This is a genomic window from Streptomyces sp. NPDC107546, assembly GCF_055639175.1.
Map to the genome: position 1 here is coordinate 1 of NZ_JBVKBA010000054.1, position 21347 is coordinate 21347.

General features: G+C 68.8%; 16 protein-coding genes and 3 pseudogenes. 7 read left to right on the forward strand and 12 right to left on the reverse strand.

What is annotated here, in order from left to right:
- The first annotated feature begins 335 nt into the window (after window positions 1-335).
- Window positions 336-524: a hypothetical protein gene (locus tag ACZ7L1_RS37035; RefSeq protein WP_471443836.1), complete on the forward strand. Its 189-nt coding sequence runs from the start codon at window positions 336-338 to the stop codon at window positions 522-524.
- A gap of 391 nt (window positions 525-915) precedes the next feature.
- Window positions 916-1356 carry a VOC family protein gene (locus ACZ7L1_RS37040; RefSeq protein WP_471443838.1) on the forward strand — a complete coding sequence of 147 codons (441 nt, stop codon included), beginning with the start codon at window positions 916-918 and terminating at the stop codon, window positions 1354-1356.
- Here ACZ7L1_RS37040 and ACZ7L1_RS37045 read toward each other — a convergent pair.
- Window positions 1318-2355, reverse strand: a pseudogene (locus ACZ7L1_RS37045) (winged helix DNA-binding domain-containing protein). The gene ACZ7L1_RS37040 and the pseudogene ACZ7L1_RS37045 overlap by 39 nt on opposite strands.
- Before the next feature lie 143 nt (window positions 2356-2498).
- Window positions 2499-3263: an MDR family NADP-dependent oxidoreductase gene (locus ACZ7L1_RS37050; RefSeq protein ID WP_471443839.1), complete on the reverse strand. Its 765-nt coding sequence runs from the start codon at window positions 3261-3263 to the stop codon at window positions 2499-2501.
- A 538-nt stretch (window positions 3264-3801) separates the two neighbouring features.
- Here ACZ7L1_RS37050 and ACZ7L1_RS37055 point away from each other — a divergent pair.
- Window positions 3802-4647 carry an SDR family oxidoreductase gene (locus tag ACZ7L1_RS37055; RefSeq protein WP_471443841.1) on the forward strand — a complete coding sequence of 282 codons (846 nt, stop codon included), beginning with the start codon at window positions 3802-3804 and terminating at the stop codon, window positions 4645-4647.
- Between the two features lie 402 nt (window positions 4648-5049).
- On the opposite strand, the pseudogene ACZ7L1_RS37060 reads toward ACZ7L1_RS37055, so the two are convergent.
- Together ACZ7L1_RS37060 and ACZ7L1_RS37065 are read right to left on the reverse strand one after the other, a co-directional pair.
- Window positions 5050-5234, reverse strand: a pseudogene (locus ACZ7L1_RS37060) (ATP-binding protein); the annotation flags it as partial.
- 88 nt (window positions 5235-5322) lie between these two features.
- Window positions 5323-5634, reverse strand: a pseudogene (locus ACZ7L1_RS37065) (transposase); the annotation flags it as partial.
- Window positions 5635-6356: 722 nt separating this feature from the next.
- Between ACZ7L1_RS37065 and ACZ7L1_RS37070 the strand changes: the two are divergent.
- Complete coding sequence (locus ACZ7L1_RS37070; RefSeq protein WP_471443843.1) at window positions 6357-7100, forward strand: oxidoreductase; 744 nt, start codon at window positions 6357-6359, stop codon at window positions 7098-7100.
- Between the two features lie 50 nt (window positions 7101-7150).
- Window positions 7151-7897 (forward strand): SDR family oxidoreductase, encoded by a 747-nt coding sequence (locus tag ACZ7L1_RS37075; protein WP_471443845.1) that lies wholly within the window; start codon window positions 7151-7153, stop codon window positions 7895-7897.
- Here the strand turns inward: ACZ7L1_RS37075 and ACZ7L1_RS37080 are convergent.
- The 6 genes from ACZ7L1_RS37080 to ACZ7L1_RS37105 form a co-directional block, all read right to left on the reverse strand.
- Window positions 7846-8802, reverse strand: a complete 957-nt coding sequence (locus tag ACZ7L1_RS37080) for a LysR family transcriptional regulator (RefSeq protein ID WP_471443846.1) — start codon at window positions 8800-8802, stop codon at window positions 7846-7848. The genes ACZ7L1_RS37075 and ACZ7L1_RS37080 overlap by 52 nt on opposite strands.
- Window positions 8803-9330: 528 nt before the next feature.
- Window positions 9331-10662: a chymotrypsin family serine protease gene (locus ACZ7L1_RS37085; RefSeq protein WP_471443848.1), complete on the reverse strand. Its 1332-nt coding sequence runs from the start codon at window positions 10660-10662 to the stop codon at window positions 9331-9333.
- A gap of 831 nt (window positions 10663-11493) precedes the next feature.
- Complete coding sequence (locus ACZ7L1_RS37090) at window positions 11494-12147, reverse strand: class I SAM-dependent methyltransferase (protein ID WP_471443850.1); 654 nt, start codon at window positions 12145-12147, stop codon at window positions 11494-11496.
- Between the two features lie 465 nt (window positions 12148-12612).
- The gene (locus ACZ7L1_RS37095; protein WP_471443852.1) at window positions 12613-13413 is read right to left on the reverse strand and encodes a DUF6042 family protein; all 801 of its coding nucleotides are present in this window, start codon (window positions 13411-13413) and stop codon (window positions 12613-12615) included.
- Window positions 13414-13912: 499 nt separating this feature from the next.
- Complete coding sequence (locus ACZ7L1_RS37100) at window positions 13913-14509, reverse strand: GNAT family N-acetyltransferase (RefSeq protein WP_471443853.1); 597 nt, start codon at window positions 14507-14509, stop codon at window positions 13913-13915.
- 248 nt (window positions 14510-14757) lie between these two features.
- A complete protein-coding gene (locus tag ACZ7L1_RS37105; protein WP_471443855.1) occupies window positions 14758-16122 on the reverse strand; it encodes a PP2C family protein-serine/threonine phosphatase in 1365 nt (454 codons plus the stop codon).
- Between the two features lie 467 nt (window positions 16123-16589).
- On the opposite strand from ACZ7L1_RS37105, the gene ACZ7L1_RS37110 reads away from it, so the two are divergent.
- On the forward strand, window positions 16590-17453 hold the full coding sequence (locus tag ACZ7L1_RS37110) for a class II glutamine amidotransferase (RefSeq protein ID WP_471443857.1): 864 nt from the start codon (window positions 16590-16592) through the stop codon (window positions 17451-17453).
- An 83-nt stretch (window positions 17454-17536) separates the two neighbouring features.
- On the opposite strand, the gene ACZ7L1_RS37115 is transcribed toward ACZ7L1_RS37110, so the two are convergent.
- Together ACZ7L1_RS37115 and ACZ7L1_RS37120 are read right to left on the reverse strand one after the other, a co-directional pair.
- A complete protein-coding gene (locus ACZ7L1_RS37115; protein WP_471443859.1) occupies window positions 17537-18289 on the reverse strand; it encodes an LmeA family phospholipid-binding protein in 753 nt (250 codons plus the stop codon).
- Window positions 18286-18912: a TetR/AcrR family transcriptional regulator gene (locus tag ACZ7L1_RS37120; protein WP_471443860.1), complete on the reverse strand. Its 627-nt coding sequence runs from the start codon at window positions 18910-18912 to the stop codon at window positions 18286-18288. The genes ACZ7L1_RS37115 and ACZ7L1_RS37120 overlap by 4 nt, the downstream gene beginning before the upstream one ends.
- Before the next feature lie 148 nt (window positions 18913-19060).
- Between ACZ7L1_RS37120 and ACZ7L1_RS37125 the strand changes: the two genes are divergently transcribed.
- Window positions 19061-21235 (forward strand): MMPL family transporter, encoded by a 2175-nt coding sequence (locus ACZ7L1_RS37125; RefSeq protein WP_471443862.1) that lies wholly within the window; start codon window positions 19061-19063, stop codon window positions 21233-21235.
- Window positions 21236-21347: the final 112 nt, after the last annotated feature.

Sequence of the window (21347 nt, forward strand, 5' to 3'; positions counted from 1 at the left end):
CTAGTGCTGTGGCCGGAAAGGTTCGCCGGAAAGCTCGCGGCGTCCGGTGCGGTGCATCGCAAGGCGGAGCGTCGCCCGCGTACCGGATGTACTCGGGCGGTGCGACAACGCGGCGAGGTGCCGTGCCGGACGCCGCGAGCCGGTGAACCTTTCCGGCCACAGCACCAGGTTCATGCGGCCAGCCGGTCATGCGCGCACTGACCGCCTACGAAAGCCGGGAGGAACTCATCGACGTACTCGCCCGCACCGGACACCGCCCGCAACGGAGCGCCGTCTGACCCGCCTTCGTGCCGACCCCGTGTCGCGGCGTCCGTCGCCCCGTCGTACCAGGAAGCATGAGCGACGAGAACGAGCAGGTACCCCGCCCCGGTGAGGTGCTCCCGGTGTCAGGGATCTACGAGTGCGACTGCGGGCAGGGCCACGCGTACAGCACCGCCGTCAAAGGGCACCGTTTCCCGCCCCTGCAGGACGGCTGCAGTGGCAGCGGCTGGAAGCTGAAGACGGCTGCGCATCCCAGCGCCTGACCGTTCGGTACGGCGGCCGGCCTTCCTGGGTCACTCGGCTGGCCGACGGTCCGGGCGAAAGGCATGCACGGTGACGTGAACGCTCCGGAACCGATGCTGAGCACTCCGGTGCACGGACCCGAGCTGCGGCCGGGCTGGGCCGCGGAGCCCAAGTGGGACGGTTCTCCGGACTCTCCGGGGTGTCTCATTCGGGTGCCCGACAGAGGGCTTCCTCGACTGTTTGGGTCGTGTATGGGCGGGTTCTCGTTCGGCGATTGGGGCACCCCAGGGCGGGGCCAGGAGCGGGCCTCCGGAGCTCAACCCGTTTACGGGTGTCGAGAACGGGCCGCCGGCTCCGTCCTCGGTATACCGGTGGCCTCAAACGGTCGCGCAACGCAGAGGGAGAACCGTCATGACGCTTCAGCGGATGGACAACGTCGGCATCGTCGTCGAAGACCTGGACGCCGCCGTCGCCTTCTTCACCGAACTGGGCATGGAGGTCGAAGGCAGAGCGCAGATCGAGGGCCTCTTCGCGGACCAGGCCGTCGGACTCGAGGGAGTCCGCAGCGACATCGCGATGATGCGGACTCCGGACGGCCACGGCAAGCTGGAGCTCGCGCAGTACCACACCCCCGCGGCGATCGGCGACGGATCGCACAACCCGCCGCCGAACACGCTGGGCCTGCACCGGGTCATGTTCGCCGTCGACGACATCGACGACACCATCACCCGCCTGCGCCCCCACGGCGCCGAACTAATCGGCGAGGTAGCGCAGTACAAGGACATCTACCGCCTCTGCTACCTCCGCGGCCCCTCAGGCATCATCCTCGCCCTGGCCGAACAGATCAGCTGACGACCCTTCACGACCGACCTGCGACCAATCAGAACAATCCGCTGGACGGACGAGGAGGACAAGCGATGAACGCCCATCTCGTCCATCTCCAAAGCAAACGGAGATGTCAGCACTTCGACCACGCCGGCACGTCGTGGTGACCTGGGCGAATCCCAGTAGGCTGTGAGGGCTCGCGCAAGTCTGTCGCGACAGGTAGGCGCAACACTTGCCGCCCCAGGACACCACCCGGCCTCCCACGAATTGCAGCAGCCGGTCGGCTTCCTGTTCCAGGGCTGCCCGATCGGTTGCGCAGAGCGGTCGGAACGGGGTGAGCCGCAGCGTCCCGGCGTCGATGGACCATGTTCCGTGCACCCGGCCGTCCACCAGGAAGGTGGGCCGTACCCTTGCCTGGCCGGGCATCACCCGCTTCCGGTCCTCGTCGCTGATGACCCGAGTCCGGTCGGCGTGACCGAGCAGGACGTTGTCGAAGGCGGGCAGCAGTCGCACTGGAGCGAGCGTCTCGGGGTCGGGCAGCTCAGCGTCGGCCAGATCGATCAGATCCCTGCCGTCCGGACCGGAGTAGCGGCGCAGTTCGGCGGAGATCTCTGCGACGACCTCGCCCAGGCGGGTCAGTCAGCACCAGGCCTGGACGTCCTTCACTCCGGCCGGGCCGAAGGCGGCCAGATAGCGGCGGATCAGCTCTTTGGCCGAATCCTTGTCGGCAGTCGCCGTCGCTGCCGTCGCCATCGGCTGTCCCAGCCAGACCTCGGCGGGCGTCACCGAGACCGCCGACCGGGTGCCCCAGGAGCCCCATGTGCCGGTGGCCACGCCCTGGACGAGGGGGGTGCGCAATTCCACCTGCCCGGCCAGAATCCGGCCGTCGCGGCCAGGATGGCGTTCGGCCAGCCGCCGGGCCGACTCCCTGCGCGATAGCGTCCCTCCCGCGAGCAGGCCGAGCCCCTCGGCCACCGAGGACGCCGCGTCCAATCCTGCGCTGTTCCGGGCGAAGTGGGTGGTCACGACAGCCGCACCGAGACATTGCCCTGGCAGGAACCCTGCAGCAGGGAGAGGAACGCCTGCGGCACGTCCTCGATCCCACCCTCGACCACCGTCTGCGGGTAGACGAAGCGGCCCTCGCCCAGCCAGCTGCTGAAGTTCTCACGTCAGGCCGCGATCTGATCAGGCGTGTGGTGGCAGGAGAACGGCAGCAGCTCGACGCCCCTGGCCTCGGCCGCCGCGCGATCCGGCTGCGGAAAGCGCTGCGCCGTGTCACCGAGCTGGCTGGACAGCGAGCCGCACAGGGCGAAGCGCGCCCCGGGCCGGGCCGCCTGCAGCGCGCCCTGGTACTGCTCGCCGCCCACGACGTCGAAGAAGACCGAGATGCCCTCGGGCGCGAGCTCCCGCAGCCGGTCGGCTGCAGAGCCGTCGTGGTAGTCGAAGGCTGCGCCGTAGCCGAGTTCGTTCACCAAGTAGTCGACCTTCGCCAAGCTGCCGGCGCTGCCGATCACCCGAGCCGCACCAAGGCACTTGGCGATCTGCCCGGCCAGCGAGCCAACCCCGCCCGCCGCGCCGGAGACGAAGACCACGTCGCCTTCGCCGACGGCCGCTACCTCGGCCATCCCGTAGTAGGCGGTCGGTCCCTGGCCGAGGTAGTAGCCCGGGTCGGCGAAGAGCACACGATTGAGCTTGACGTACGAGCCGGCCGGGCCGGCCGAGTACTCGCTCCAGCCGGTCACCGACCGGACCAGGTCGCCGACCTCGAATTCGGGGCTGTCGGATCGGACCACGGTGCCGATGGCGGCCACCCCTACCCGCTGCCCCGGCCGCCAGGCCGGGACCGGGATGGTGCAGTCGGCCCGCATCAGCTCCAGGTAGGTCCCCGCGAGCCGGATCTGGTCGGTGCGTACCAGGACCTCGCCGTCCACCACACTCTTGGCGACGGTAGTGGGGCGCCCGCTTCATCCGGGCCAACCGCGCACCCGCATGACTTCCTCGCCGTGACACCGCGTCGACGTCGACGCCCTCTGACCCACCACGACGCGTGTCGCGTCGGCTGCGGCCATGCCTCAGCCCAGGGGTCGTGCCGTGTCGCCGGATGCGTGCAAACGCGTCACGATGTTAGCCGGGCGCGCCACTGTGCGCCGGGCCCACTCGTCGTTCGACCGACCACGGGTCTTCCCAAGGACACAGGCACCAGGTGTCGGCGTACCGGCTCTGGGGCGTCAACCGCCGCCGCAAAGGCACCAGTGTGGGCGGAGAGGTTGTCCAGGATGATGTGGATCGGGGCGCCGTCGGGTCGGGCGGCGCGGATCGACTTCAGCGCGGCCAGGCTGTTGGCCACCGCTGGACCAGACGTCCGCTGGACGCCGCAGCCTGAAGATCACTTTCGGCCTGCCTGGCGTCCATCCCAGGATGGTGGGTTCCGATTCTCGGCATACTCCCTGCTGTCGACTAAAGGATGTGACGATGATTCTGGTGACTGGCGCGAGTGGGAACGTCGGAGCGGCTCTCCTCACTCGTCTTCGTGCCGACGGCGTGGCCGCGCGCGCGGCTTACCGTGATCCGCGTACCACGGCTCAGGTGATCAAGTCAGGTGGTCAGGCAGTGACGCTCGATCTGGCCATGCCGGACACGATCGGTCCTGCACTCAAGGGCATTGAGACCGTATTCCTTCTCGGCGCGACGAGCCCCGCCCAAACGACCCACGAACTCAACATGCTGGAAGCCGCCCGTGCTGTGGGTGTCCGGGTGGTCAAGCTGTCGGTCTGGCGGGCCGACGAAGGGCTCTCACCGATCGCCCGGCTACATCAGCCCGTCGAACGGTCGCTCGTTACGTCCGGTTTGCCTTGGACGATCCTGCGACCCAACTTCTATCTGCAGAACTTCCTGCGCCAGCCGTCCATCCGCGAATCCGGGGAGTTCAGCCTCCCATTGATCACCGCACCCATAAGCTTCATCGACATCGGCGACGTCGCCCGTGTCGCAGCGAGGGTGCTCACCACTGATGGCCATGACGGCTGCCTCTATGACCTCACCGGGCCGAAGGCACTGACCTACGCTGAAGCCGCCGAAGAGTTTTCCGACGTCCTTGGCAAGCCGGTGCGCTACGTGGGCCTGACAGACGACGAAGCGCGCGCGGCCATGCTGAGTCGCGGGATGCCGGAGTTCCACGTCGATGCCCTGATAGGGGTTGCCCGCGCTTACCGCGACGGTGGTGCAGAGACGGTCACTTCAACCGTGGCCGACCTCACGGGTCGTGGAGCGCTCGGTTTTGCTGACTTTGTGCGCCGGAACCGCAACTTCTTCGATTGACCCTGGTCCCCATCGGTCTGCACCCGGTGTGAGATCGCTGAAGGCCGGTTCGCTCCTGCCGAATGCCAGCAGCACCCTCACCCGCCGGGACTGCAGACCTCTCTGATCGGTCAGCCTCCCGACCTGACCAGACCTGCAATCACAACCACGCGGCACCGCTTGCACCTCGATGAACTCTCGCCACTGCGTGATGCCTTCCGCAGTGGCGGACGAACCGCGGTGCTCACGGATCCAGGACTCATCGATCCCTGCGTCTGCGTTGAGGTAGTTCTGCAGCCAGTTCCGCAGGTGCAAGGGCCCCAACGTCGCGGCGTCGTCAGGATGAGCGGCAGTGATCACATAGGTCATGCCAGACCATACTGGTATCCCGGCCAAGTCACCATGCAACTGCCCCGAGGAGTTTCACCCGGCTTTGGTGGGCTCTTCCGCTCGGGCTCGGGGGGCGCGAGGCGGTAGGAGTCGGTGCCGGTCTCGATGACGGTGCCGTTGAAGGTCAGGCGGTCGACGATGGCCGCGCAGAGACGGGGGTCGGTGAAGGACTTCGTCCAGCCTCCGAAGGACTCGTTGGAGGCGATGGCGACGCTGTGGGCGGCGAGGGTCACGGGCGTTGCGGCGGAGGCCGGCCGCGATGTTCTTCACTCCGGCCATGCGGAGGGCTCCGATGGCGAGGTTGCGCCAAGTGGCCATGACGCGGGGCGCGTTGACGGTCCTCAGCTGGGAGGCGTCCTCGGCAAAGGTGGTGTCGCGGACATGGTGCAGGGCCTCGATCTTCCAGTGGTTGCGGACGAGTTCGGCGAGCTGGGCCGCGGTGGCCCGCTCGGCGGTCAGGCTGGTGACGGCGTAGATCGTCTTGGCGGTGGTCTTGCCGGTCTTGCGGTCGGTGCGTCGGCGCTTGATCTGGTCGGCCTGGCGGGCTCCGGGGAAGAGGAGGCTGTTCACGGTGGCCGCCTTGATCCGTCGGCAGGCACGGTCTTCCACTTGGATCACGAGGCGTAGAGAACTCCATGATCTTGGGAGCCCATGCCTGTCAATTACCCGGATGACCGCCAAGCCGGCGGATCGTCACGAACCGGACGCCCGTGCAGCAACGCTGAAGCCTGCCGTGAGCCCCGCTAGTGCAATCGCCTGAGCCACAACCCGGCAAGGCCGTAGGCGACAGCCGAGACAGCAAGTCCCGCGAGGACCGTAGAGGTGTACGCCCAGTCGGGCAGCGTCTGACTGAAGAACCCGAACGTGACGTCGCGAGTTATGAGGAATGCGGCGACGGCGGCGAACGTCGCACCCGCTGACTGCTGGGTCCACCGTCCCGGCTTCGACGCGACCCGGTCATCCGGGCGAGGGGCAAGAGGTTCTGTCACTCGTCACTTGTACCGGTCCCGATGCGACTGATCAATGGCAGCCGGTCCAAGCCCGCACGCGGCAGGGCTTCGGCGTCGTCGCACGATCACGAACCGGACATCCTGCGACTGCGCCGAAGCCTTGCCTGGTCACCGGGTTGCCTATAGGCAACCCCTATAGCACCTGCTCATTTTTCGTCTTTGCCTCTCGATTCATCTCGGACCTACGGTGAAACAGCTCGACGAGGCGAGATGCGCACCGCGGTTCTCCGGAATTAGCGTCCCTGTGCGCGTTGCCCTTTTTCCAGCCGAGCGGACCGATATGCAAGCGAAAGGGCAGGCGACATGACCTCAACCAAGAATGATTCAGAGATGCGAGAACTCGCGGGAAAGCGAGCCGTGGTTACGGGCGGGTCGCGCGGAATCGGCGCGGCCATCGTGCGCCAGCTCCTGGACGCGGGCGCCGAGGTACTCACGACCGCCAGGTCGAAGACGAGCACGGTGCCGGAGGGCGCCGCCTTCGTGGAGGCCGATGTGCGGACACGGGCCGGAGCGGAGGCAGTCGCCGGAGCCGCGCAGGAGGCGCTCGGCGGGGTGGACATCCTGGTCAACAACGCGGGTGGAGCGCGACCGTTCCGGAACGCATGGGCCATCCCCGACGAGGAATGGCAGGACCAGCTGGACCTGAACTACCTGGCGTCGGTGCGGCTGGATTCGCTGCTGACTCCGGGGATGCGTGAACGGCGTTCGGGCGCGGTCGTGCACGTCTCCACGGCCGCCGTCCCCACCTCGGCACCGCCGTTCCTGCACTACACGGCGGCGAAGGCGGCACTGCAGAACTACAGCCGGGGATTGGCCCTGGAACTGGCCCCGTTCGGAGTCCGGGTCAACGCGGTGTCTCCCGGCAGGACCGCCACCCCCGGCGGCGAGGCGACGCGGGAGCAGTGGGCGAGCCTGAACCAGGGGCCGGGCCAGGGCACCACCGCCCCTCCGCTGGGACGCGACGGCCGGCCCGACGACATCGCCAACGCGGTGCTGTTCCTCGTATCGGACCGGGCGAGCTGGCTGACCGGGAGGAACCTCACCGTGGACGGCGGTGAATTCCCCGTGGGTTGACACCGACGAAGTGAAAGGAGGGCCTGAACGAAGAAATGAGGATCCCAGAAATGGACGGAAAGTACAGCGACAAGAACGTAGTGATCACGGGCGGCAGCAGCGGCCTGGGTTTCGCGACGGCGAAGCTGCTGGTGGACGCCGGAGCACGCGTGGTGATCACCGGCCGTTCTCAGACCACACTCGACGCCGCAACGGAGCGCCTCGGCAAGAACGCGCTGGCCGTCCGGAGCGACGTGGCCTCACTACCCGACCTGGACGCTCTGGCTGCCCAGGTACGAAACAGACTCGGCACAGTGGAGGCCCTGTTCGTCAACGCCGGCATCACCAGCGCCATGCCTTTCGCCTCGACAACCGAGGAGATGTACGACGAATCGTTCGCGATCAACGTCAAGGGCGCCTTCTTCACCGTACAGAAGCTCGCCCCGCTGCTGAGCACGGGCGCCGGCGTCGTCCTCACCACCTCGGTCGCGAACGTCATGGGCATGCTTCAGACCAGCGTCTACGCGGCCGGGAAGGCAGCGCTGCGCTCGATGGCCCGCAGCTTCTCCCGCGAGCTTCTTCCACGCGGAATCCGCGTCAACGCGATCAGCCCCGGCCCCGTCGACACGGGAATCCTGGAGAAAACGATGACCAAAGAGGCCGCCGATCAGTTCAAGGCGGAACGGGTCGCGGAGAACCCCATGCAGCGTCTCGGAACTCCGGAAGAAGTCGCCAGAGCGGTGGCATTCCTGGCCTTCGACGCCACTTACACCACGGGCACCGAGTTCGTGGTGGACGGAGGCATCACCCAGTTGTGAGTAGGCCCTGACCCGTTACGGGAGAAGCCGGTGTAGTACCAGGTCTCTTGACGCAGAAATTCGAGCAGGGCCATTTCCGCCGGGCCCGCGCCGGGCCGGACCGCGGCGACGGTGGGCATGGAAACGGCGGGAAAGACGGGACGTGTGAGGTGCTCGAACCCGGGAAGCACCGCGGAGGTCGGAACGAGAGTCACCCCCAGCCCATGGGCGGCCCAGCGCACCGCCGTCGCCGTCTGGGAGACGCGGGCGACCGTGGTCGGGGCCAGCCCGTTGTCCCGCAGCACGTCCCGCAGCACGCCGTCGAGCGCGCTGCCGTGGTCGAACCTGATCCACGGCTCCCGCGCCACTTCGCGCAGCTCGACCCGGTCCGCGGCGAGCTGCGCGTGCTCGGGACTCAGCACCACGACGAACTCCTCATCGCCGAGGTGGTGGCCCTCGTACAGGTCTTCCTTGCACGGCCCGCCTATCAGGCCAAGGTCCACCACGCCCCGGCGCGCCAACCGCTCCAGCTCGGCGGGGTTCGCCTCCTCGAATACGGTGATCTCCAGCCGCGGGAACCGGCGGCGCAACGCGCTCAGCGCGCCGGGCAGCTGCCGCGTGCCCAGTCCCATCTGCGCCGCGACCACCAGCTCGCCCTCGATCTCATCGGCACCGGCCCGCGCCGTCGCCTTCGCCCGCCGCGCCGCTCTCACCGCGACCTCCGCGTCCCGCAGGAACGCCCGACCGACCGCGGTGGGCACCAGCCCGGCTGGCGTGCGGGCGAACAGCGCCACGCCGAGTTCCCGCTCCAAGCCGCGAATCTGCTGCGACACCGACGGCTGAGCGACATGCAACAACTCTGCCGCCGCCGTCACCGAGCCCGCCTCGGCCACAGCCAGGGCATACTCGAACTGACGAAGAGTCACCGCCTCATGTCCCCTCCCTGCGCTGGGCCACAGCCCACCGCGTTGTACATCGAGTCCTGCACACGGCGCCGGAGGAGACCGACCCAAACCGTGATCGCCGGCCGACGGCCTGCAGCCCAGTCCCGTCCGAGCCCCCGGGACATGCCACAAAGTCCGGAACGACGGACGCTGTCCACCGCAGAACAAGGCAACGCGACTGCGGCCGGGCCGTATTCCCGCTCCTGCGCCCGCAAGGAAGCGGCCTCAGGTGCCTGGTGCTTGAGCCGGAACCATTCATGTGACAGACGTGGTAGCTCGCATACACGGCGAGCTGGTCGTTAGGGGACACCGCGGGCAAAGCACAGGCCGAACAAGCAGTCGCCCGCTGACCTTCCGCCGATGCGTCGCGTGTCGCGCACGATATCGCCCAGCAAGCAGCCCGATATGTACTCGGTGCACGCAGGTGGCCTGGCGGTCGTGTGGTGGGTCCACGGGGTGCTCCACGTGGACCGCCCCGATCGCGGAGCGGCACGGTCGGCCCATGGGTGGTCAGCCCGTGACCAGCGTCCAGTGCATGTCATGCAGGGTCTGCCCGATCGGCACGTAATACACGCCGGCCACGCACCACGGCGTCCTGCGGTGACCATCGAGCACGGTGTCCCGGTTGTATGCGGGCGGGCAGGTGACCGTCCGATCGAGAGCTGTGATCATTCCACGCGCCTCATCGGCTGTGTGGTTGCGGACGCTCGCGAAGACCGGTCCGCCGCTGTCGCCGTTGATCGCCGCGACACCGCCCGGAGTCGCAGAGGTGGCGTAGGCGAGGTCGACATCGGGGCGGTAGACGTGGTTCGGTCCGGTGACGCCGATGTCGGTCTGAGCGATCCGCACACCGCAGTGCACGCCGCCGTTGGCGCCGTCGGTGCACACGTAGTCGCCGACGTTGTTGTGGCCCCAGCCGACGACGGGTTTGGCGTAACCGTCGGTGCGGCTTGCAGGACCGTCATAGAGCCAGCCGCGGGCCCGCTGCGACGCCGGCTCGATGCCCACCACGTCGTCCTGCGCGGAACGCTGGGAGGCGTCGGTGGTGCCGACCAGGTCGCCGCCCCACCAGGTGGTCCACCGGCCGCCCGCGGCCGAGCCACAGTGGTAAGCGGACATCAGCATGTACCGACCCGCGGCGTTCCTCACGCTGAAGGAGCCGGAGCAGATGCCGCCGGTGGGGTTGCTCAGCGCCGAGGCTCCGGTCCAGGGTGAGCGGTCGTGCTGCCGGGAGGCCAGGTCCATGCTCTGCAGCCGATGTATCGCGACGGTGTGCACCCCCGCCAGCCGGTCGGCGGTCGCCGCGACCCTCCGCGAAACGTTTCCCTCCGTGACCGCCATGGGGCTGTTCGCCCGACCGGCTGTGCTGTCATAGCCGACCTCCAGACCGCTGCCGTCCACCGCAGGCGCGATGCTGGTGATGTGGACGGGGGCCGCGACCCCCGCGACCCGCAGGTTCATCGAGGAACGGCCGCGCAGCAACTTCGTGCGGGACTCGTGGAGTTCGGCCTTGGAGTAGCGGGCAGGGATGACCTCGGCGGTCACCCCGGAGGGCAGCTGGGCGAGGATGCGCCTGACCCGCTGGGGCGGGGTGCCCTTCCAGTACAGGCGCAGGTGGTTGTGGTCGGGGTCGACCTCGATGTCGGCGAAGCCGGGTATTCGCGCCCGGTCGGACTCGGAGAACCCTTGAGTGATCCGATCGGCGACGGCATCGAGTACCTGCTGGCGGTCCTCGATCCGCGCGGCTGTCCGTGCGGCTGTCCGTGCGGCTGGAGCAGGGGAGGCGCCTGCCAGAGCCGGTACGACGAACGGCGCGGCGGCTGCGAGGGCCGCTGCGGGCACAAGGAGTGCCATCCATCTGTGGCGCGCAGCGTGCTTCATGTACCGGTGTCTCTCTACTCAAACCCAGCGTGACGCCAACATGCTCTTACGCTGCAGGTGCGACAGGCAAAGCGGAAGTGAGCACTCCTGCGCCCGAACCCAGGATGCGGCCCTCCTGGTCAGCCACCGTGGCTCGCCGACGTGCGACCCCACTGGCCGCAACGGTGATGGCACCTGGCGGGCGAGTGCGGACACATCAACTCCGCCAGCGGCCTGGGCTCGTGGCAGTACGGCCGTGAACTCCTGGACTCGCTGACCCAGCAGTGATCAACCACCGCGGGGGACGCATTGCCACCGGGTACCGCGCAGCGGTTCCCCTTCGAGCAATCGGACTGGCCATGACGGCGGCCGCAGACAAGCTCGCCCAAGAGGAGCTCAGCGACGTCGGTATCCTGCAGCTGGCCGCTGTGCTAGCTCCCGTCGTGCTGGTCGCTGCCGACGCCGACCTGCTCCGCCATGCCGCCACCGGGCGGACTGCAGGCGTTGCGGGCCACGCTGTTGGGTCGGCTGCTGCAGCGCTTCCGGCCTTCCAGCAGGCAGCCCCGGGCAGATGGCAGGTCGGCAGGTCGGCAGGTCGGCAGGTCGGCAGGTCGGCAGGTCGGCAGGTCGGCAGGACCAACGTGCAGATGGCCACACGGCGTTCGGGACAGCCGTCACGCACACGGTGCGGAACGCCCGTCCCCGACAGGCATCCGCTGGGGCGGCCGCCTTCTCAACTCCGCGGTCTGACCGTCCGCCCCCATGATCGCCAGTGACCCGGCACGGGCGGCCTCGCCGCAGGAACCTGCCCCATCAGGGCCTTTCGGGCTTGCGGGCCAGGAGGCAGGCGTGCGGTCTGTTCACCCGTCCGCCGGGCTCCTGTTCCAGTCGCGCGGTGACGACGAGTCCGGCCTGGCCCAGCAGGCCGACCATGTGGCCCAGGGGCAGGAGGTGCGACTCATAGGACACTGGACGGCCATAGCCGTGGGTTGGCTGCAGCCGTTCATTGCCGATGTAGTCTCCCCAGAGCAGGAAGCCGCCGGGCGCGAGCGTGCGGTGGAATTCAGCGAACACCGCCGGCAGCCACTGCGGGGGCGTGTGGTGGGTGGAATACCAGGCCAGGATGCCGCCGAGTTCGTCGTCTCCCGTCTCCAGGGCCGTCATCGAGCCCTCGGTGAACCGCAGGTCCGGATAGGCGTGGCGGGCCAGCTCGATCATCTTCGGTGACAGATCGACGCCGAAGGCGGACACCCCCAGCCCGGCCAGGTGCGCCGTTATGCGGCCGGGGCCGCACCCCAAGTCTGCGACTGGTCCCAGACCGGCCGTCCGCACGAGTTCAGCAAACCCCGCCAGCATCGCGCGGGACAACGGGTCCATCTCGGCTGGAGGCGGGACGCGTTCGACGTACTCGGCGGCGACCGTGTCGTACGACTCCCGGACAGCGGTCAGAAAGGAGGGCTCGGCCATGCGGGCAACCCTAGACCAGGGAACAGTTCCCGCCACGGCACGCCGTTGAGGCTCTGTGCCTGGCGGTGCGGTCGTCCGACGCCGGCATCTCCTTGCGTGGGGCGGCGAGTACGTCGGGATGGGGGGTGTTGGCGTTGCGCCGGCACCGGTCGCGGTGCAGGGCCCTGGTCTGGGCGGGGTGGCTGCGAGGGCCGCCGTACCGGGGCTCCCGCTCCGGCCGATCGGCCGTGTTTCCGAACCGGTGGGCGAGACAGTCACACTCGCGGGTGGCCTGGCCGGGCTGCTCGACCACCACCACGCAACACTTCGGCACCAGGGCCTCTTGCCACTCTCTGGACTCGACGACCGCGAGCTACCGAGAGGTGTCTTCCTTCATGCACCCGCACAGCCCAACTCATCTGACCCAGGGCTCGGTCCGAGCCCGACCCATCGCACGGGCGGATGGAGAACAGCCAGTCAGGCCAGTCAGGCGCTGTCATGCCCGTCGGCGAGGACAGTGGCCCCGGTCCGTGCGTGCCGCCTGCGTCGGATGCGGTGCTCGTGGAACGTGTCCCAGTCGCAGCGGAGCTGGAAAACCTTGTGGGCGGGGACCTCAGAGATGTCCGTGGTGGCCGTGAAGTCCGGTCCTTCCAGAAGGAGAAGGACCGCTTGGCGGGCATCGTGCGAATGGCCGTCGATCACCCCTGCCAGGCGGTCGAGACTCGTGGTGATCTCCTGGTGTCGCAGGCCCGTTGGTTCGAACAAGGCGATGATCCGGGACGAGTCGCCCCCATAGGCATGGTGGCGGCGCAGCGCTTGCTGCGCGCTCAACTCCTCGTCGTCCAGGGGAAAGACCTCGTGACGGCCTGGCAGCGGAAACGTGGGGTACAGCCGCATCTGACCGTCCGTGTCGGGGATTTCGTGAACGAGTCCGGCAGCGATCATGAGGGCCAGCATGTCGTCGAGTGTGGACAACGGCGGCAACCCGTAGTGAGCCGCATAGCGGGCCGAAGCGGCCTGAGCCGCCCGCAGATCCGCCAAGTCCTTCCCATCACGCTCGTCTCCGTCCTCCCAGCAGGAGGCCTGCCAGTCGCCGGAGGGGTTGACGCTGTTGCGTACGAATGGGCGCAGTTCCCCCCTCGTCAAGGGCCTCCCCCTTCCGGTGAGGGCCGCCAGCAGCAGCCCCAGCATGGGCGGAGGCATGCGAAGCCAGCCGCCGCCGATCACACTGTGGAAGTGCTGCTCTCGGTGGTCCTGCGACCAGTCGGTCAATGGCTGCGTCGTCATGCTGGCTTCCCTCCGCGGCATCTCTGTCGGTGGGTGGTTCGGATCTCGGCGGTGCCGATGGCGTGAACGCTCGCCATGCCACCGTCCCGAGGGCGGCCGAGGCGGGTGGAGTGGAGCGGGGACAGCCACGGCCGGACAACGCAGGCGGAATGCCCGGGGTCACCGCTTGTGCCGCCAACCGGGTGCTCGGACCGCCACCGCACGCACAGGCAGCGCCGCCCTCGTAGCGAGTGCTGGAACCAGCTGCGTCATCTGACAGGAGCACCTCGTGGATACCGAGCAATGTGGACTGCTGCCCCCCGGTTCAGGAACTTCAGCATGAAGCGGACCGGCACCTTGACGCCCAGTTCCGCAGCCAACTCCCGGACGGCGCCTGTTCACAGGACTCACCCACCACAACCGCCCACCCATGGCCTCGTAGTGTCCCGGAAACCGGGATGCCTCCTCAGATCAGCGGTGGACGAGCATCCGCCGCTCTTGATCACGGCACATCGTCATCTCATGCGCCAGGCCATTCGTCGCCTCGTACTCTGGCGTGGAGGTGTTCATCGTGCCACCCGTCCGCGTGCAGCAGGGCGCTTCGCATAGTGCCTTCCAGAGCGAATCCGGCCCTCGTCGCAACCCGACAGGATGACGGGTTGGCCACGGAATGGGTCAGGCGGAGCCGGTGCAGGCCGAGGTCGTCTATCGCCCACCGGCTGAGGCGAACGGTGGCGTCGACCATGACGCCACCCCCGCGTCCCGCCGGGAGCAGCCAGTAAACGATCTCGGCACTCCCGCCCTTCAGATCGATGTCACCCCAGCCGATCAAGCCCACTGGCCGCTCCCCGAGCCGCGCGATGGCCCAGATCGCCGATTGCTCGGACTTCCAGCGCTCATGCCAGCGGGCGATCCTCTGCTGTGCATCCTCCAGCGATACGTCACGCCCTGGACGGTTCCACTGCTGGATATCCGCGTCCTCGCAGGCGTCCACCAGAGACCGGGCATCGTCTTGCCGCCACGGACGGAGTTCCACGTTCCTTGTCAGTCGGAACACTGGTTGTTCGCGTTGGCCCATCCGACCTGCAGGGACGACGGCAGGTGTCGAAGAGATCATCGCTTCATCATGTCATCTGGGCATCAGGTGTATTGATCATGAACGTTGTTGACGCCGACCCGGCTCGATCATGGCGGAGGCCTCCGGTGTGGCGGAGCTGGTCGGTCAGCCCGGCTCCCCCGTCATCCCGGCAAAGGCGCATCCTCTTGTGCGCTGCGGTACGGGATATGCCCATCCCGGCGGCGACTCGGTGCCGGGCCCGTTCCCAACGAGTTCCGGCAAACCTGCGCAGGTCAGAGCCTCATCTCTCAGCTGCTCAGGCGCCGCTGGGCGACGAGGGCAGCGATGTCGTCGTCGAGCTCGCCGCCGCTGTAGGCGATCAGGTCCCGGTGGAGGTGGTCGAGGAGCTGGTGGGGGGCCTCGCCGCTCCATGAGCGGATGCGTGCGGCGAGGGGGTAGAAGGCGCCGGAGCGGTCGCGGGTCTCCGTGACCCCGTCGGTGTACAGCAGGATCTGGTCTCCGGGGTGGAAGGGGGCGAGGTCGACGTGGTACCCGTCGCTCGCCAGCATGCCCAGGTTGAGCGGCGGCGAGGGATCGGCGGGCTGCAGCTCCCGGACCTCGCCGCGGTGCAGCAGTAGCGGGGGCGGGTGGCCGCAGGTGACGGTCTTGACGACGGGTTCGTCGTCCGGGATCTCGGCGAGGAGGACTGTGATGAATCGTTCAGCGATCTCCGAACCCGGGACCCCCGGGTACTGGCAGGCATGACGGCTCATGCTCGTCTCCAGGCGGCGCGCGAGGTGGGGCAGGTCGGGCGCGTCGTGGGCGGCTTCGCGGAACGCGCTGAGCAGCATCGCGGCCGTCTGGATCGCGAGCAGGCCCTTGCCGCGTACGTCGCCGATGAGCAGCCTCACGCCGTGCGGGGTGTGCAGCGCCTCGTAAAGGTCGCCGCCGATCCGGGCTTCCGCCGCAGCGGCCAGGTACAGGCTCTCGAGCGTGACCGGCCCGAGGTGTCGCGGCACGGGATGCAGCACTGCCAGCTGGGCGGTCTCGGCCACTGAGCGGACCTGAACCAGCTGATGGGCGCGTCGGCCGAGCAGGCGGTTGAAGAAGACGGCGAACACCGCGATCGCCGCGAGGGTGGCCAGCTCAGAGTAGGCGGTCGCATCCCGCAGCGAATCGAAGTCCACCATCAGGCCGACAAAGATCGCGCACGCGCCCACCCCGATGAGCACGGTCCCCCACAGGGGCAGCAGCGCGGCGGCGGAAACCATGGCCGTGGCGAGGAAGGCGTCCGGCCTGACATCGCGGGGTGTGAACAGGCCGATGAACAGGCCGAGGAACAGCAGGAGAGCAGGCAGCACGGCCAGCAACCTGCCCCGCACACCAGCGCTGTGCGTGACTCCGCGTTCCTCAGCAGACCTCGCCACCGTGCCGCTCCCCAAGGTCGCACAGGTCGAGCGGCAGCCCAGGTACGGGAGCCCGGCCACCGATTTGGGTAATTTTATCGCCGTTCTTGCCGGTGGCGTGTCGCCGCCGAGCCGGTTGCGGCGCCAGACCGCCAGCGCGGCTGCGCTCGGTGTCGGTCCGCGAGTTGGACGACTCGCGGCGCCGGCCTCAAATGGCTCGTTGAACGCCTTGGTCTCGGGGAGGCAGTCCTCGTCTGTGATCGTCATGCCGTCGACGGTCGCAACTGTCCGCGACAACACCCTGTCACCTTCTTTCCGTCCACCACGGGAAGTCCGATGGCAGAGCCGGTCGTGCGCAGGCCGGCCGAACAGGAGGGGCAGACGCTGAAGCGGATCTCGCGACGGGGCAGAGCAACACGTGCGGTTCCGCACGGCGATGCTGCAGCTGCGGCCCACCATCGCCCACCCCCTCCCCTTGGGGCGTGCACCGGCGCCGCTTCTGGTGGCGCGATGAGCGGCAGTGGTGAAGCATCGGTGGTGGACGGGAGGGATACCGGCAGCACACGACGTCGTCCGCGATTTCGGCCGAGCGCTCGAAGAGCCCTGACCGCGCATCGATCCGTCGAGCAGGGGCCCAGCACCCGGGCGGGCCAGGCCGTCACCCGGCTCGACCGAGGGACCTGGAGCCCGCGGAAGACGCCTCGGGCACTGTGTGGAGAGGAGAGCGGACCGGCATGTGCCGCCTCTTCGGGCTGACCGGTGCACCCCGGCGTACCCACGCGACGTTCTGGCTGCTGGACGCGCCGGACAGCCTCAGCGACCAGAGTCATCACGACCCCGATGGCACCGGACTGGGCTACTTCCGGCCCGACGGCAGCCCGCAGGTCCACAAGGCACCGATCGCCGCCTACGCGGACCGGGCCTTCGCGGAGGAGGCCCGGCGGGTCGAATCGGTGACCTTCCTCGCCCACGTGCGCTTCGCCTCCACCGGCGATCTGGAGCTCCGCAACACCCATCCCTTCGAACAGGAAGGACGGCTGTTCGCGCACAACGGAGTCATCGAGGGTCTCGACATGCTCGACAACCACCTCGGAAGCGACCGCGCGCTGGTCCAGGGGGACACCGACTCGGAGCGGTTCTTCGCCCTCATCACTCGGGAGATCGAACACCACGGCGGTGACATCTGCGCCGGCATCCAGCACGCCGCACAATGGGTGGCCCAGAACCTGCCCGTCTTCGCCCTCAACGTCGTCCTCACCACCGCCGATGAGCTGTGGGCACTGCGCTACCCCGAGACGCACAAGCTGTACGTACTCCAGCGGCCCGTAGGCGGGCACTACGGCACCCGGCACCTCGACCACAGCGGCAGTCATGGGCACATGCGCGTCCACTCGGCCGATCTGGCCCACCACGCCTCCGTCGTCATCGCCAGCGAGCGCATGGACGACAACCCCCACTGGCGCCTGATGGAACCGGGCGAGCTGCTCCATGTCGACCGGCGCCGGCACACCACCAGCCACGTCATTCTCCCGCAGCCCCCCGCCCACCGCCTCAGCCTCGACGACCTCCGCCCCGACGCCGCAGCCTCACAAAGGTGATGCGCCTCGGGCAACAGGGCTGAGCCGACAGGGCGTCGCTGAGCACCCTCGTGCATCGCCTGGAGCGAGCAGCCGGCCGAAAGTCATGCAGATGGCGCCTGCTGTGGCTCACTCGCCGCACACGTGCCCTCGGCCTTGGGACGCGTGCCGGCGGCCCCGGCTGCCAGGTGGAGGTGGAGCGCGAGGCCGTCCTCGGCGGCGCGCGCGCCGGTCAGGCGGACGCCGGTGGGAAGCGCCGGAAAGCGTATGACGCGCGGCTTCAGACGCTGGGCCAGCGAAGTGTCGCGGACGTTGTCGCGCATGGTGGCGACGGGAAGGGTGCGCCCGAGGACCGTGAGTTCGGTGGGTGTGACGACGAGTGTGCCGGCGTGCACTGCGATGTCGGTGTGGACGGTGACCGGCACGCCCAGGGCTTTGGCGGTACCGGTGAGGATCAGTCCTGTGCCGTCGGTGCCGGGAGTCCACGGGGGACCGCTGTCCGGGTGGGACAGGCGCTTGGCCAGCTGCAGGTAGGGAATGGTCACGGTGGCGCTTCCGCCGTGGGTGGCACCGCCTGTCGTGACCTGGCGCAGGTGCGCATCGAGGTGCAGGGCCATCCCGTTGCGTCGCAGGCCGTCGGCCTGGAGGTCGACGTCGCCGACGCTTCCGCCCAGCATGTTCACAGCCGCCAGCGGGCTGTCGAGGGTCGCGCTGACCTGTGCGACGGGAGCGAGGCGGCACGCGGCGACGTGGTCGATGCGCTGTTCGGCCCGATGCGTGAGCACCGCGTTGCCCGCCAGCGGCGCTATGACGGTGAAGGCCGCGGAGGTGGCGAGCAGGAGGCGTCGGCGGCTCATGGAGCGGCGTTCCCCATCTCCCGCAGCATCTGGAAAGCCTGGGGCAGCATGGCGGCCGGCTGGTGGGTGCCCGCGGCGCGACGGCCGCGCTGGGTGCGCAGAACCGCGCGGACGGTTGCCAGGGCGGCGCCGGCGACCACGGCGGCCTGCAGATCCGCGTCCGGCGTGTCGGGTGCCAGCCGGTCGAAGACGAGGTGGGTGAGACGGTCCTCGAACTCGGTGAAGGCCTGGATCATCCGCGCCGCGATCAGTGGTTCGGTTCCGTCCAGGGGGTGAGTGAGGGCGGTCAGGCTGGTGTTCTGGAAGGGGGCGGCGGCGGCCAGCAGCGTGTTACAGACGGCGTCGAAGGGAGGCTCGTCCACGGGGCGCTGCCCAAAGGCGCGTTCGACCGCGGCGAAGAGTTCGACGCCGTCGGGCAGGAGCAGGTCCTCCTTGCTGTCGAAGTAGCGGAAGAACGTGCGGGTGGACACGTCTGCGCAGGCGGCGATGTCGGCGACGGTGGTGTCGGCGAAGCCGCGTTCGGCGAAGAGCTGGGCGGCACAGGTGCGCAACCGCTGCCGGGTCTGGTCCTTCTTGCGTTCGCGCAGTCCCGGGATCGGTGACGACTCAGGTGGAGTGGGCATGACGCCAGCGTATCTTGTCAGACATGCCAAATGACAGACGTGTCAAACGACAGACATGACAAAAGTCAGTCGAGACAAATGGCAGTCGTGACATTTTTCGTCTAGTGTCGCCGCCAGCAGCCCTCCAACCCTCTGCCGGGAGCCGTCCATGCCTGCGGGATCCGACACCGACGCGCCTGCTCTTCCCGTTTCCGCCCGACCAGCCGGCGGCCTCCCCCGGCTCGGCGGCTGGTGCGCACGCCACCCCGTGCTGGTCATGGCCGCCTGGGTGCTGGCCCTGACGGCGGCACTGGCCGGCCGTCACGTCGTGGCGCCCGCGTTCAGCGACCAGGTGAGCCTGTCGGGCACGCAGTCCAGCACCGGCGCGGACCTGCTCGCCGCTCACTCACGCACCGCCGGCGGCTCCAGCGGACATGTCGTCTTCCACAGCGACAGCAGTGCCGTGACGTCCAGCCCTTCGGTGAGCAGCTCGCTGTCGGGCCTTGCCCACCTGCCGCATGTGACCTCCGTGTCCGCTCCGGTGGTCAGCGACGACGGACACACCGCCTACAGCACCGTGCGGTTCGACGTGGAGGCCAAGGCCCTCGGCCACGACTACACCCGCCGGCTGGACAGGGCGACACAGCCGGCCCGCGACTCCCGCCTGAAGGTCGCGTACGGCGGGGACCTGGACCAGGTCACCAGGGAGCCCGCCGACGACCGTGCCAGTGAACTCGTCGGCATCGTCGCCGCCCTGCTCGTGCTGCTACTGGCCTTCGGCAGCGTCCTCGCCGCGCTGCTGCCGCTGGTCTCCGCGCTGATCGCGGTGGGCACCGGGCTCGGAGTCGTCGGCGTCGTCGCCGGCACCGTGTCCTTCGCCACCTCCGCCCCGACCCTGGCCACCATGATCGGCCTGGGCGTCGGCATCGACTACGGCCTCTTCCTGACCACCCGATTCCGGCAGGACCTGATGGACGGTCACGACCCGGTGTCGGCCGCCACCCGCACCACGGCGAGCAGTGGCCGCGCCGTCCTGGTCGCCGGGGTGACGGTCATCGTGGCGATGCTCGGCCTCTACGCCTGCGGCCTGGGTTTCATCGGCAAACTGGGCTTCGCCGCCTCCCTCGCCGTCGCGATCACGGCGACCGCCGCCGTCACACTCGTCCCCGCCGCTCTCAGCCTGACCGGTCGTCGTATCGACCGCCTCGCCCTTCGCCGGCCCATAGCCGAAACCTCCGGCGATCGCGACGGATGGCACCGCTACGCAGTCCGCATCGCCCGGCACCCCTGGCCTTACCTCGCCGCCGGCACAGCGGCTCTCGCCCTGCTCTCCGTCCCCGCCCTGTCCATGCGGCTGGGCCACGTCGACGCGAGCGCGGACCGCGCCGGAACCACGAGCCGCACCGCCTACGACCTCATCGCCGAGGCGACCGGCCCCGGTTTCGGCCCCGGCGCCAACGGCCCCCTGACCGTCGTGATCGACCTCGGCACCCACCGCTCCGGAACGTCCGACCTCGCCACGACCCTGCAGCAGGCCCTGCGGAGCACCCCCGACGTCGCCCAGGTGAGCACACCCACGTCCACACCGGACGGCAGGCTCCTGACCACCACCGTCACCCCTGCCCACGGCCCCCAGGACGCGTCCACCACCGCCCTGGTGACCACACTCGTCGACGACACCGTCCCCAGTGCCCTCCACGGCACGACCGCCCACGGTTACGTCACCGGTGCCACGGCCGCCCAGGTCGACTTCCGCGACACCGTCCAGCAGCGCCTGCCCGTCATCATCGCGACCGTCCTGGCCGCAGCCTTCCTCCTGCTGATGACCGTCTTCCGCAGCCTGGTCATCCCGCTCAAGGCCGTCCTGCTCAACCTGGCCACCACCACGGCCAGTTACGGCGTGCTGACCGCCGTCTTCCAATGGGGCTGGGGCAACCGCCTGCTCGGCCTGTACGAGCCGGTGCCCATCGAGTCGTACGTCCCGATGATGATGTTCGCCATCGTCTTCGGGCTCTCCATGGACTACGAGATCTTCCTGCTCTCCCGTATCGCCGACCTCTGGCACACCAGCGCCGACAACACCCGCTCCGTCGGCACCGGCCTGGCCGCCACCGGCCGCGTCATCTCGAGCGCCGCCCTCATCATGACCGCCGTCTTCCTGTCCTTCACCAGCTCGCCCACGGTCGTCGTCAAGATGCTCGCCCTCGGCCTCGCCGTGAGCGTCATCCTCGACGCCACCCTCGTCCGCCTCGTCCTAGTGCCCTCCAGCATGTTTCTCCTCGGCCGCGCCAACTGGTGGCTCCCCGACCGGCTCGACCGCCGCCTTCCCCACCTGCACGCCTGATCCGCACGATGCGGCCCGTCGGCCAGGGACCGAAGAGACCAGCCCGAGCTCGTCGCCTCAAAAAGCTGGGAGAACTGGGTCCTGGACTTCCGCGGCGACGACCACACCCAGC

What these genes read in the sequence shown, in the direction of transcription:
- ACZ7L1_RS37075 (WP_471443845.1), top strand. Translation starts at nt 7,151, where the DNA reads ATGGACGGAAAGTACAGCGACAAGAACGTAGTGATCACGGGCGGCAGC.
- ACZ7L1_RS37055 (WP_471443841.1), top strand. Translation starts at nt 3,802, where the DNA reads ATGATTCTGGTGACTGGCGCGAGTGGGAACGTCGGAGCGGCTCTCCTC.
- ACZ7L1_RS37125 (WP_471443862.1), top strand. Translation starts at nt 19,061, where the DNA reads ATGCCTGCGGGATCCGACACCGACGCGCCTGCTCTTCCCGTTTCCGCC.
- ACZ7L1_RS37100 (WP_471443853.1), bottom strand. Translation starts at nt 14,509, where the DNA reads ATGATCTCTTCGACACCTGCCGTCGTCCCTGCAGGTCGGATGGGCCAA.
- ACZ7L1_RS37115 (WP_471443859.1), bottom strand. Translation starts at nt 18,289, where the DNA reads ATGAGCCGCCGACGCCTCCTGCTCGCCACCTCCGCGGCCTTCACCGTC.
- ACZ7L1_RS37040 (WP_471443838.1), top strand. Translation starts at nt 916, where the DNA reads ATGACGCTTCAGCGGATGGACAACGTCGGCATCGTCGTCGAAGACCTG.
- ACZ7L1_RS37090 (WP_471443850.1), bottom strand. Translation starts at nt 12,147, where the DNA reads ATGGCCGAGCCCTCCTTTCTGACCGCTGTCCGGGAGTCGTACGACACG.
- ACZ7L1_RS37095 (WP_471443852.1), bottom strand. Translation starts at nt 13,413, where the DNA reads ATGACGACGCAGCCATTGACCGACTGGTCGCAGGACCACCGAGAGCAG.
- ACZ7L1_RS37035 (WP_471443836.1), top strand. Translation starts at nt 336, where the DNA reads ATGAGCGACGAGAACGAGCAGGTACCCCGCCCCGGTGAGGTGCTCCCG.
- ACZ7L1_RS37070 (WP_471443843.1), top strand. Translation starts at nt 6,357, where the DNA reads ATGCGAGAACTCGCGGGAAAGCGAGCCGTGGTTACGGGCGGGTCGCGC.
- ACZ7L1_RS37120 (WP_471443860.1), bottom strand. Translation starts at nt 18,912, where the DNA reads ATGCCCACTCCACCTGAGTCGTCACCGATCCCGGGACTGCGCGAACGC.
- ACZ7L1_RS37110 (WP_471443857.1), top strand. Translation starts at nt 16,590, where the DNA reads ATGTGCCGCCTCTTCGGGCTGACCGGTGCACCCCGGCGTACCCACGCG.
- ACZ7L1_RS37105 (WP_471443855.1), bottom strand. Translation starts at nt 16,122, where the DNA reads ATGACGATCACAGACGAGGACTGCCTCCCCGAGACCAAGGCGTTCAAC.